We start from the raw sequence: 11323 nt of genomic DNA, 5'->3' as shown, positions 1-11323 counted from the left end.
GTCAGTTGTGGCTGTAGGCGACCAGCGAGATGCCCACGTAGTGGACGATGAACGCCACCAGCGTGAAGGAGTGGAAGACCTCGTGGAAGCCGAACCAGCGCGGTGAGGGGTTCGGGCGCTTGAAGCCGTAGACCGCCGCGCCCGTGCTGTAGAGGATGCCGCCGACGACCACGCAGACCATCACCGCGACCCCGCCGGTGCGCAGGAAGTCCGGCAGGAAGAAGACGGCGACCCAGCCGAGCGCGATGTAGCAGGGCGTGTAGAGCCAGCGCGGGGCGCCGACCCAGAAGACCCGGAAGGCGATGCCGGCCAGCGCGCCGGCCCACACCAGCCAGAGCAGGAGTTCGGAGGTGCCTCCCGGCAGCAGCAGGATCGTCAGGGGGGTGTAGGTGCCCGCGATGATCAGGAAGATGTTCGCATGGTCAAGTCGTCGCAAAATTCCGGCGCCCCGCGGCCCCCAGTTGCCGCGGTGGTAGAGCGCGCTGACGCCGAAGAGCGCGCAGGCGGTGACGGTGAAGACGGCGCAGGCGATCCGTCCCCTGGTGCTCTGCGCGAAGGCGGTGAGCACGACGCCGGAAATCAGGACAGCGGGGAACATTCCCGCATGCAGCCACCCTCTGAGCTTGGGTTTCGTCAGGGCGGGCAGTCCGACCGGAACAACGGCGGAGCGGGCGTCGTCGGTCTCGTCGACAGCGGTCATGTCGCGGATACTACCTACGAGATCGTAAGTTACTCGTAAGTAACATTACCGCCCTCCGAGTGGTGATGGTCACGCTGCGTGCCCTGGACGGAATCATTTGATGAGGGACATACTCATTTGAGTGCGGTCGGCACCGGATGAGCACACCACGAACGCGTCCGGGCCGCAGCCCCCAAGGGGCCGAGACAACACCCTCACACCACGCCGGTCTGTGCGGACCCGGCGGGACGGAGCGATCGTGGCGCGCGGTAATACGGCTCCCACCAACCATCAGGAACTGATCGACTGGGTCGGCGAGATCGCCGACCTCACCCAGCCCGACGAGGTCGTCTGGTGCGACGGCTCGGAGGAGGAGTACCACCGCCTCGCCGGTGAACTCGTCGCCAAGGGCACCTTCACCAAGCTCGACCCGGCCCTGCGCCCCAACTCGTACTACGCGGCGTCCGACCCCACGGACGTGGCGCGGGTCGAGGACCGGACCTTCATCTGCTCGCGGCGCGAGGCCGACGCGGGCCCGACGAACCACTGGAAGGCGCCCGCCGAGATGCGGGAGATCTTCACCGGCGCCCCCGGCAGCGGCGAGGGCGGGCTGTTCCGCGGCGCCATGCGCGGCCGGACCATGTACGTGGTGCCGTTCTGCATGGGCCCGCTCGGCTCGGAGCTGTCGGCGATGGGCGTGGAGCTCACCGACTCCGCCTACGTCGCGGTGTCGATGCGCACCATGACCCGGATGGGCCGCCCGGTGCTCGACGCGCTGGGCACCGACGGCGCCTTCGTCAAGGCCGTGCACTCCGTCGGCGCCCCGCTCACCGACGGCCGGACCGACGTGCCGTGGCCGTGCAACAGCACGAAGTACATCTCGCACTTCCCCGAGGACCGCGAGATCTGGTCCTACGGCTCCGGCTACGGCGGCAACGCCCTGCTCGGCAAGAAGTGCTACGCGCTGCGGATCGCCTCGGTGATGGCCCGCGACGAGGGCTGGCTCGCCGAGCACATGCTGATCCTGAAGCTCACCCCGCCGCGCGGGGAGGCGAAGTACGTCGCCGCGGCCTTCCCGTCGGCCTGCGGCAAGACCAACCTCGCCATGCTGGAGCCGACCGTCGCCGGCTGGAGCGTGGAGACCATCGGCGACGACATCGCCTGGATGCGGTTCGGCGCGGACGGCCGGCTGTACGCGATCAACCCCGAGGCCGGCTTCTTCGGCGTCGCCCCCGGCACCGGCGAGCACACCAACGCCAACGCGATGAAGACGATGTACGGCAACGCGGTCTTCACCAACGTCGCGCTCACCGACGACGGCGACGTGTGGTGGGAGGGCATGACCGAGCAGCCGCCGGCCCACCTCACCGACTGGAAGGGCGAGGACTGGACGCCGGAGCGCGGCACCCCGGCCGCCCACCCCAACGCCCGCTTCACGGTGCCGGCCGCCCAGTGCCCGATCATCGCGCCGGAGTGGGAGGACCCGCGCGGGGTGCCGATCTCCGCGATCCTCTTCGGCGGCCGCCGCGCCTCGGCGGTGCCGCTGGTCACCGAGTCCTTCGACTGGCAGCACGGCGTCTTCCTCGGCGCCAACGTCGCCAGCGAGAAGACCGCGGCCGCCGAGGGCAAGGTCGGTGAGCTGCGCCGGGACCCGTTCGCGATGCTGCCGTTCTGCGGCTACAACATGGGCGACTACTTCGCCCACTGGCTCAAGCTCGGCAAGGAGCACGACCCGGCGAAGCTGCCGAAGATCTACTACGTCAACTGGTTCCGCAAGGACGCGGCCGGGCGCTTCGTGTGGCCCGGGTTCGGCGAGAACAGCCGGGTGCTGAAGTGGATCGTGCAGCGGCTCAACGGCGAGGCCGACGGGGTGCGCACCCCGATCGGGGTGCTGCCGGCCGACGGCTCCCTCGACCTGGACGGCCTGGGCCTGACCGCGGACGACGTGGAACTGCTGCTGAGCGTCGACCGCGAGGTGTGGCGGGAGGAGGCGGCGCTGATCCCGGCCCACCTGGAGACCTTCGGCGCCCACGCGCCCACCGAGCTGTGGGAGGAGTACAAGGCCCTGGTCTCGCGCCTGGGCTGAGCGGTCACCCGGGCCGACCGGTCGGGGGCGCGGGGCAGCCGCCCCGCGCCCCACCGGGGCGGGGACGAGCGCTACGGCTGGCTGTAGCCGTCGAGGAAGCGGCCGATCCGGCCGACCGCCTCGCGCAGGTCCTCCGCGCGCGGCAGCGTGACGATACGGAAGTGGTCCGGCTCCATCCAGTTGAACCCGGTGCCGTGCACGATCATGATCTTCTCCGCGCGCAGCAGGTCCAGCACCATCTGCCGGTCGTCCTTGATCTTGTACACCTGCGGGTCCAGCCGCGGGAAGGCGTACAGCGCGCCCTTGGGCTTCACGCACGTGACGCCCGGGATCTCCAGCAGCGCCTCGTAGGTCGCGTCGCGCTGGGCCAGCAGCCGGCCGCCGGGCAGCACCAGCGAGTTGATCGACTGGTGGCCGCCGAGCGCGGTCGCGATGGCGTGCTGCGCGGGCATGTTCGCGCACAGCCGCATGTTCGCCAGGATCGTCAGGCCCTCGATGTAGCTGGCCGCGTCCTTCTTCGGGCCGCACACCGCGAGCCAGCCGCTGCGGAAGCCGGCCACCCGGTACGCCTTGGACAGGCCGTTGAAGGTGAGGGTGAGCAGGTCGGGGGCGATAGCCGCGGTCGGGGTGTGGGTCGCGTCGTCGTAGAGGATCTTGTCGTAGATCTCGTCGGAGCAGACCACCAGGCGGTGGCGGCGGGCGATGTCGGTGATGCCGCGCAGCAGCTCGTCGTCGTAGACCGCGCCGGTCGGGTTGTTCGGGTTGATCACCACGATCGCCTTGGTGCGGTCGGTGACCTTGCGCTCGATGTCGGCGAGGTCCGGCATCCAGTCGGACTGCTCGTCGCAGCGGTAGTGCACCGCGGTGCCGCCGGCCAGCGAGACCGAGGCGGTCCACAGCGGGTAGTCGGGGGCGGGGACCAGCACCTCGTCGCCGTCGTCGAGCATCGCCTGCATCGACATCTGGATCAGTTCGGAGACGCCGTTGCCGAGGTAGATGTCCTCGACGTCCAGCGGGATGCCCTTGGTCTGGTAGTGCTGCATGACCGCGCGCCGCGCCGACAGCAGCCCCTTCGCGTCCCCGTAGCCGTGCGCGTCACCCAGGGTGCGCAGCATGTCCTCGAGGATCTCCGGCGGGCAGTCGAACCCGAACGGCGCCGGGTTGCCGGTGTTCAGCTTCAGGATGCGGTGCCCGGCCGCCTCCAGCCGCATCGCCTCCTCAAGAACCGGACCCCGGATCTCATAACAGACGTTCGCGAGCTTCGTGGACTGGATCACCTGCATGCCGGTCACCTTACGGCGGGGTGGGCGCGACCGCGCGGTGTTTTCCACCACGTGGACGGGGAGGGGTGCCCGGGGGTGCCCGGGGGCGCACGGAGGTGCCCGGGGTGCTCGGGGGCCGGCGGGCGGGCGGCCGCGAGGGCGCGGCGCGGATTTCGCCGAGGCGGGCCCGCGGCGGCGGCCGGACTGGGAGACTTCGGGCATGGCGCAGCAACCGTGGCCCACCCCGCCGCTCGCCGTGCCCGGCACCCTGCGCAGGGGGGAGGGCGCCCTCGGCGGACTGGTGCTGCTCAACGACGAACCGGTCTCCGGCGCCGACGACGACGAACTGGGCGCCCGCTGGGCGGCCGAGCAGCTGTCCGCGCTGCTGCTCGCCTCCCGGCACGCCACGCCCTTCACCCTCGCGGTGGACGGCGGCTGGGGGATGGGCAAGAGCAGCCTGATGCGGCTGGTCGACGGCCGGCTGAAGCACACCGACGGCGTGCACACCGTCTGGTACAACGCCTGGAGCGCCACCGGCGCCGACGCGCTCGAAGGGCTGATCAAGTCCGTACTGGCGCAGCTCGACCCGAACATCCTGCGCCGCACGCTGCGCCGGCTGCGCAGCGGCAGCGGCCCGGCCCGGCTGCTGCGCGCGCTCACGCTGCTGCTCGCGGCGCCGCTGGGGGTGGCCGGGATGGTGGACGGGCTGTGGCGCGCGCTGTCCGCGGACGCCACCGCGCGCAACCAGATGCGGGAGGCGCTGCGCGTGATGCTCGCGGACTGGACGGCCGTGCCGCGCCGGGGCGGCCCAGGCCGGCTGCTGGTGGTCTTCATCGACGACCTCGACCGGTGCTCCCAGGAGACCGTGCTCGCGCTGTGCGAGGCGCTCAAGGTCTACCTGGACGTGCCCGGGCTCGCCTTCGTGATCGGCTGCGACGCGGAGGCGATGAACGAGGACGGCATGCTGCGCAACCTCACCCCGGCCGGCGCCGCCTTCATGGAGAAGATCTTCCAGACCACCTACCGCATCCCCGCGCCCGGCAACCGCGACATCCAGCACTACGTTCAGCGGTGCGCCCGGCGGGCCGGGATCGCCGACCTGCTCGACCAGGACCAGCGGCTGGTGGAGCTGATCGCCTACCGGGTCGCCCGCAACCCGCGCCGGGTCAAGCGCCTGGTCAACGGGCTGCTGCTGGAGGCGAACCTCAATCCTATCTGGTCCGGCCTCGGCACCGAGGCGGTGCTGCGCACCCTGCTGATCCAGCAGCTCTACATCGACTTCTACCGGCTGATGACCGTCCAGAACGAGCCCGGCTCGCAGCCCGAGGTGGTCGAGACCTTCTTCTCCTACTGCGAGGTCCGCACGCTGCTGCGGGCCGGGGCGGGGTGGACGACGGGCAGCGAGCGGCTGCTGGCGGACTTCCTCGGCCCGCACTCGGTGGCGCTGCCGGCGGAGAACGACCAGGCCGAGCGCGAGACCTCGCTGCGGCTGCTGGAGCGCGAACTGCCGGAGAGCTTCCCGGTGCTGGCCGCCGATCCGGCGTTCGTGTCGCTGCTGCGGGGGCTGCGGATGCTCGAGGGTTCGGACCTGGTGTTCCAGCGCCTGCGGGAGGGGGTCGACCGCCCGTCGCCGCCGGAGCAGGCGCCGTACGGGCAGGCGCCGTACGGGCAGGTGGCGCAACAGCGCCCGGAGGGGCCGCAACCGCCGTTTCCGCAGCAGCAACAGCCGTACGGACAAGGGCAGTTCGGGCCGCCGGAGGCGGCGTCGGCGCGGCCGGGCGGAGTGCCGGCGCAGGCGGCCGGGGAGGAGCGCTCCGGCGGGGCCGCGCCGCCGTCGGGCGGTGAACAGACCCCGGACTGGGGTGCGTTGACCGCGGGGGCGGCCGGGCCGACGGGCTCACCGTACGGGGCGCAGCGGTCCGATCCGGGCGGTGCGCCGCAACAGGGCGCGGCCCGGCCGGCCGGGCCGGCCGACCCGGTCAGCCCGGCGCTCGACCAGCAGGGCGCCGGGGGCTACCCCGCGGCCTACCCGCAGTCCGGCTACGGCGGGCGCGCGGCGTCGCCGCCGCGGTCGCAGCCGGAGGCGCGGGGCGGGCCGCCGCCGGTCGTGGTGCTGGTCGGCTTCACCGGCGAGGCGGCGGGGTCGGTCGGGTTCGCGCTGCAACGCAGCGGGCTGAGCCAGGAGTTCGCCTTCAACCAGGTGCTGTGGGACGACTGGCTCGCGCGCCGCCCGGCCGCGGTGCTGTGCCACGTGGCCGCGTTCGGCCTGCGCGGCCACGGCTTCGAGCTGATCGAGGCGGCCCGGCGGGACCAGGACTACCAGGGCGCGGTCGTCTTCTACAGCCCGACCCTCACCCCGAACGAGCGGCTTCGGGCCGAACACCTCGGCGCCCGCATCACCAGCGACCCCGACCAGGCCGCCCAACTCCTCCTGACCGCCCTCTCCGCCCCACCCCCCGCCCCCTCCACCGGCTCGGGTTGACCAAGGGTGCCTACGTCTTCACGGGCACTGTCGCCGTTGCCCCGACTCGGCTGTGGTTCAGGCCCTGACGGGCCGGCTCCGTCAACGGGCCTCCAGCTCTTCGGCTCGCTGCGTGAGCTCCTCGACAGGATCGCGTCCGCATCGGCGAACGTCAGATCTTCGACAAAGTAGTGCTCGCGGTGCTCCTGACCACATGCCGGGGTCGGACCGTACTCGTCACCGTAAAGGCACCGGGCGTGTTCGGTGAGCGTGCCGTGCATGCGCTGCACCTAAGGCGTCATGATCCGCCGGACGGAATCTGGCCCCACCAGGGGCCTCATGCGGCGTGGGCGATGAACTCGACGGTGGAGGTGCCACCGTCAAGAGCGATGTTGAGCGACGCGTCGAGCGCCTCGGCCAGGCGGGCAAGCAGCGGAAGGGTGGGCACGGTGCCGCCGAGTTCGAGCTTCGACACCTGCGGTTGCGTCATGCGTGCCCGCCTGGCGAGTTCGGTCTGGGACATACCCAACTCGGTCCGTCGGTCGTACACCGCTTGTCCGAGGTCGAAGGCCATCCGGATCTCGGCGCGCATCGCCTCCACCTCGGGGGGCTCGGTGCCGCCTTCCACGGTCTTCCGCTCGCGGGCGAGTTTCCATCGAGCGTGGTTCACAGGTCCTCTCCCTTCGTGACGTCGCGAGTGAACTCGTCGTGGGCTGTGTGGCGCTCGGTCTCACAGAGCTTTCTGGCCTGCTTGGCGCGATCCACTTCCGTATCCTCCCGCATCCGCGTCTTGCGGAACACGGTCAGCAGCACGATCCGGCGATCAGGGGCAAGCCAGTAGGTCAGACGGACGGCGTTGCCGTCATGACCGAGGCTGAATCGGAGTTCACGCAAGCCGTCACCCATATGGGCAAGCGGATGCGAACGGCCGGGACCGATGGCCTCGGTGAGCATCAGGCCGCGCGTAGCTCGGCAGCCCACTGCAAGGCGACGCGCGGTGCGGGGGTCAGCGGCGGCCGGGGCGGGGTGGGGAGCGGCGGACGGAGCGGCCGGCGAGAACGCCGGTGCGGCGGCCGTCGGACATCACGAAGCGGCCGTCGACCAGCACGTACGGGATGCCCGTGGGCAGGGTGCGCGGGTGGTCGAAGGTGGCGCCGGACGCGACCGTGTCCGGGTCGAAGAGCACCAGGTCGGCGCGGTAGCCGGGGCGGACCAGGCCGCGGTCGGGCAGCCGCAGCCGGGCCGCGGGCCGCCCGCTGAGGTGTGCCACGCACTCCTCCAGCGTCAGCACGCCCAACTCCCGTACGTAGCGGCCGAGGTACTCGGGGAAGGTGCCGTAGGCGCGGGGGTGCGGCTTGGCGCCGCGCAGGATGCCGTCGGAGCCCGCGGTGTGCGCGCGGTGGCGCATCATCGTGCGGACGTTGGACTCGTCGCCGACGTGCTGGAGGATGGTGGTGCCGAGGTGGTCGTCGAGCAGCAGGCGGCGGGCGCCGGGCCAGTCGGCCACCCGGGTGCCGATGCGGGGGGACAGGGCGGGGTTCGCGACGCCCGAGACCTCGATGGTGGACCAGTCGACGGGCACCCCGTGGCAGCCGTCGGAGCCCTCGACCTCCAGGGCCACCCGGATCGCCTCGGCCGTGCGGTCCTCCCGCAGCCGCGCGAGGGTCGCCTCGGGGCCGCCTTCCGCGGCCCAACTGGGCAGCAGGGCCACCAGGGTGGTGCAGCCGGGGGTGTAGGGGTAGGTGTCGAGGGTGATGTCGACGCCGGCGTCCAGGGCCCGGTCGAGCAGGGCGAGCAGTTCGGGGGCGCGGCCGGTGTTCTCGTCGAAGTTCATCGTGGCGTGGGCGAGGTGCAGGGCGCACCCCGACTCGCGGGCGAGCGCGATCATCTCCTCGTACGCGGCCAGCGCGCCCGCGCCGTAGGAGCGGTGGTGCGGGCAGTAGTAGCCGTCGTGGGCGGCCACCACCCGGCACAGTTCGGTCAGTTCGGCGTCGGAGGCGTACATGCCCGGGGTGTAGGTCAGCCCGGAGGACATGCCGACGGCGCCCTCGGCCAGGCCGCGGGCGACCTCCTCCTTCATCCGGTCCAGCTCGCGCCCGGTCGGCGGCCGGTCGGCCCAGCCCATCACCATGGCCCGGACGGTGCCCTGCGGCACCAGGTAGGCGGCGTTGACCGCGATGCCCCGGTCCAGCCGGTCCAGGTACTCGCCGACACCGCGCCAGGTGAAGTCGGCGTCGGAGCCGTAGCCGTTCCACCCGGCGATCTGGGTGCGCAGCTCCTTCAGGGCGAGGTCGTCGACCGGCGCGTACGACAGGCCGTCCTGGCCCAGCACCTCCAGGGTGACGCCCTGCGCGGCCTTCGCCTCGTGGACGGGGTCGGTGAGCAGCGCGAGGTCGCTGTGCGCGTGCATGTCGATGAACCCGGGGGCCAGCGCCAGACCGTGCGCGTCCACCGCGAGCCGCGCGCTCAGCCGGGTCCCGCCGTCGCGCTCCCGCCGGATCTCGGTGATCCGCCCGCCGTCCACGCCGACGTCGGCGACGTACGGGCGGCCACCGGTCCCGTCCACGACCAGCGCTTCGCGAAATACCAGCTCCATGGCCAGCCATCTTGCCTTACATCCGCAAAAGGCCGGATCGGGCCCCCGCGGGTGCGGCCGGGGCGGTCAGCCGGTCCGCCGGCGCCACCGGTCCCGGCGGCGGGGACGGGGACGGTCGGCCGGGGGGAGCAGGCCGTGCGCGCGGAGGTGGGCCTCGAAGGCCGCGGCGTCCGGGTGGGAGCCGCCGGCCGGCAACGGGTGGGCGCGGGCGTAGTCGGTGAAGGCGGACCGGTAGGCGCCCTCGCCGAGGGCGGCGGCGAGCCGCGGGTGGTGGGCGGCCGCGGTGCGGGCCCGCTTGGCGAGGAGGGCGCGGGCCTGGACGGCGAGCCGCTGCCGGTCGAAGCCGTCGGGTGGGGATGCGCCGGCCACGAGGCAGGCGAGCAGGGCGTGCTGGGCCGCGGCCAGGGCGGTGCGCGCGTCGTCCGGGTCGTCCGGGTCGTGCGGGTCGTGCGCGTCGTGGGACGGGCCGCACGCCCGGTCGGGGCCGTACGGCTCAGCGGGCACGGCCGGCTCCGGTGACGGCGGTGCGGATCGCGGCCAGTTCGGCGGCGAGCTCGGCGTCGGCCGGGTAGGCGCCGTCGCGCTCCAGCAGCACTCCGGGGACACGGGTCCGCGACGCCAGTTCGGCGAGCACCTCGAGAACGGGCGCGGTCACCGGGTGGGTGTGCGTGTCGTGCCAGATGCCGTCACGCTCCGCGCCACCGGCCACGTGCACGTATCCGAGCCGGTCCAGGGGGAGTTCGTCGAGCACGGCCCGCGGGTCGATGCCGAGGTTGACGTGCGCGGTATGCAGGTTGGCCACGTCGACCAGCAGCAACGCACCGGTACGCTCGGTGAGTTCGGCCAGGAAGCGGCCCTCGGTCAACTCCTCGCCCGGCCAGTGGAACAGCGGTGCGATGTTCTCCAGCGCGAGGGGCACGGGCAGTTCCCTCTGGGCGGCGCGGACGTTCGCCACGACGACGTCGAGTGCCGCACGGGTACGCGGCACCGGCAGCAGGTGACCGGCCTCGAGGCCGCCGGCCCGGGTGAAGGCGATGTGCTCGCTGACCAGCGGGGACCCCAACGCGGCAGCGCAGGAGGCGAGATGGGCCAACCGGACCGGGTCCGGGCGTTCCGCCCCGCCGAGCGACAGCGACACCCCGTGCGGGACCACCGGGATGCCGCGCTCGCGCAGCGCCCGCAGAGAGTCCGGCAGCCGGCCCGGGGCGAGGTTCTCCGCGACCGCCTCGACGAACTCCACCCCGGCCAGCCGCTCCACGGCCAGGTCGATCGCCGGTCGCCATCCGATGCCGTAGCCCAGACGCGGCGCTTCGGCGTAGGCTGCCGCGCCGGTCATCCGCCGCACCCCCCGCAGCCGCCCCCACCGCATCCGCCGCCACCGCAGCTGCTCCCGCCACAACTGCTGCCGCCGCCGGAGGAAGACATCGACACGCTGCCGTACAGCGCCGTGCGCAGTTCCGTGTCGGCCAGGCCGACGGCGCCGAACGCCGCCACGCCCAGGACGACGGCCGGCGTCGAAGCGGGGTAGCCGCCGCCGTAGTTGCCGAAGAGCAGCGGAGACGGGAGATCGGCGGGGCCGCCGCCGGCCAGCGCCCGTAACTGCCGCCCGGCGGCGGTCAGCCGGGGGAATCGGGCACCCAGCAGCACGAGCGCCGCGACCAGGGCGATCAACTCGACGCACAGCAGTATCACCGGCCGCCCGGTCGCGATCCCGTGGACCAGGCGCACCACGCCCAGCACGAGGACCGCGGCGGGCGCCAGCAGCGCCCGCCGAGCCCGTTTCCGCTGACGGCCGCCCAGCACCAGGCCCTGCCCGACTGCCTCGTCGTGCACGGAGCGCACGGCGGCGCTGTCACCCGCCCGTGCGCGGACGCCGTGCAGATCCGCACCGTCCAGCGCCGTGATCGCCGACAGCACCGCCTGCTGCACGGGTTCGGCGGCCGTCGCGCCGGACACGGGCCTGATCCGGTGGTCGCGACTGACCCGGACCTGCCCGGCGGCCAGGAGCGCCTGCACGGCGGTGTCCACCACGCGCTTCCCGCCACCGCTGACCAGTGCGAGCGTGTACACGTCACTCCGAGTGCCGACGGGTCGCCCGGTATGCGCGCGGGCCGTACGCAGCGGCGACCACAGCAGCGGCACCGCCGCCACCGCCACGACCGCCAGTACGCCGTAGAGCGCCAGGAACTGCGGGCCGCTCAGGCCCCACGACTGATGCTGCATACCGACCTCCATGACG

The 11323-nt window shown here is 72.7% G+C and carries 8 protein-coding genes and 1 pseudogene; 2 read left to right on the top strand and 7 right to left on the bottom strand.

Annotated elements, in window-relative coordinates; translation table 11 throughout:
• Window position 1 precedes the first annotated feature (1 nt).
• On the bottom strand, window positions 2–700 hold the full coding sequence (trhA, locus tag WA788_RS24395; RefSeq protein ID WP_335980783.1) for a PAQR family membrane homeostasis protein TrhA: 699 nt from the start codon (window positions 698–700) through the stop codon (window positions 2–4).
• A 238-nt stretch (window positions 701–938) separates the two neighbouring features.
• Between trhA and WA788_RS24390 the strand changes: the two genes are divergently transcribed.
• Entirely contained in the window at window positions 939–2765 is a 1827-nt protein-coding gene (locus tag WA788_RS24390) for a phosphoenolpyruvate carboxykinase (GTP) (RefSeq protein WP_335980782.1), read from the top strand.
• Window positions 2766–2836: 71 nt separating this feature from the next.
• Here WA788_RS24390 and WA788_RS24385 read toward each other — a convergent pair whose 3' ends face one another.
• Window positions 2837–4048 (bottom strand): pyridoxal phosphate-dependent aminotransferase, encoded by a 1212-nt coding sequence (locus WA788_RS24385; protein ID WP_335980780.1) that lies wholly within the window; start codon window positions 4046–4048, stop codon window positions 2837–2839.
• Window positions 4049–4247: 199 nt separating this feature from the next.
• On the opposite strand from WA788_RS24385, the gene WA788_RS24380 reads away from it, so the two are divergent.
• The gene (locus WA788_RS24380; protein WP_335980779.1) at window positions 4248–6509 is read left to right on the top strand and encodes a P-loop NTPase fold protein; all 2262 of its coding nucleotides are present in this window, start codon (window positions 4248–4250) and stop codon (window positions 6507–6509) included.
• Window positions 6510–6825: 316 nt separating this feature from the next.
• Here WA788_RS24380 and WA788_RS24375 read toward each other — a convergent pair whose 3' ends face one another.
• The 5 genes and pseudogenes from WA788_RS24375 to WA788_RS24355 all read right to left on the bottom strand — a co-directional run bounded on the left by WA788_RS24375 (window position 6826) and on the right by WA788_RS24355 (window position 11307).
• Window positions 6826–7158, bottom strand: a complete 333-nt coding sequence (locus WA788_RS24375) for a helix-turn-helix transcriptional regulator (RefSeq protein WP_335980778.1) — start codon at window positions 7156–7158, stop codon at window positions 6826–6828.
• On the bottom strand, window positions 7155–7442 hold the full coding sequence (locus WA788_RS24370; RefSeq protein ID WP_335980777.1) for a type II toxin-antitoxin system RelE/ParE family toxin: 288 nt from the start codon (window positions 7440–7442) through the stop codon (window positions 7155–7157). The genes WA788_RS24375 and WA788_RS24370 overlap by 4 nt, the downstream gene beginning before the upstream one ends.
• A 52-nt stretch (window positions 7443–7494) precedes the next feature.
• Complete coding sequence (locus WA788_RS24365; RefSeq protein WP_335980776.1) at window positions 7495–9084, bottom strand: N-acyl-D-amino-acid deacylase family protein; 1590 nt, start codon at window positions 9082–9084, stop codon at window positions 7495–7497.
• A 66-nt stretch (window positions 9085–9150) separates the two neighbouring features.
• Window positions 9151–10420: pseudogene (locus WA788_RS24360) on the bottom strand (DUF692 domain-containing protein).
• Window positions 10417–11307, bottom strand: coding sequence for a TIGR04222 domain-containing membrane protein (locus WA788_RS24355; RefSeq protein ID WP_335980774.1), 891 nt, complete (start codon window positions 11305–11307; stop codon window positions 10417–10419). Before WA788_RS24355 ends, WA788_RS24360 begins: the two are co-directional and overlap by 4 nt.
• Window positions 11308–11323 lie beyond the last annotated feature (16 nt).

The organism is Streptomyces sp. CA2R106 (assembly GCF_037034245.1).
GTDB lineage: Bacteria > Actinomycetota > Actinomycetes > Streptomycetales > Streptomycetaceae > Actinacidiphila.
This window is presented reverse-complemented; position numbering and strand designations above follow the sequence as displayed.

Excerpts from the sequence above, each read along its gene's own strand:
- trhA (WP_335980783.1), bottom strand. The coding sequence starts at position 700 with ATGACCGCTGTCGACGAGACCGACGACGCCCGCTCCGCCGTTGTTCCG.
- WA788_RS24385 (WP_335980780.1), bottom strand. The coding sequence starts at position 4,048 with ATGCAGGTGATCCAGTCCACGAAGCTCGCGAACGTCTGTTATGAGATC.
- WA788_RS24380 (WP_335980779.1), top strand. The coding sequence starts at position 4,248 with ATGGCGCAGCAACCGTGGCCCACCCCGCCGCTCGCCGTGCCCGGCACC.
- WA788_RS24370 (WP_335980777.1), bottom strand. The coding sequence starts at position 7,442 with ATGCTCACCGAGGCCATCGGTCCCGGCCGTTCGCATCCGCTTGCCCAT.
- WA788_RS24365 (WP_335980776.1), bottom strand. The coding sequence starts at position 9,084 with ATGGAGCTGGTATTTCGCGAAGCGCTGGTCGTGGACGGGACCGGTGGC.
- WA788_RS24355 (WP_335980774.1), bottom strand. The coding sequence starts at position 11,307 with ATGCAGCATCAGTCGTGGGGCCTGAGCGGCCCGCAGTTCCTGGCGCTC.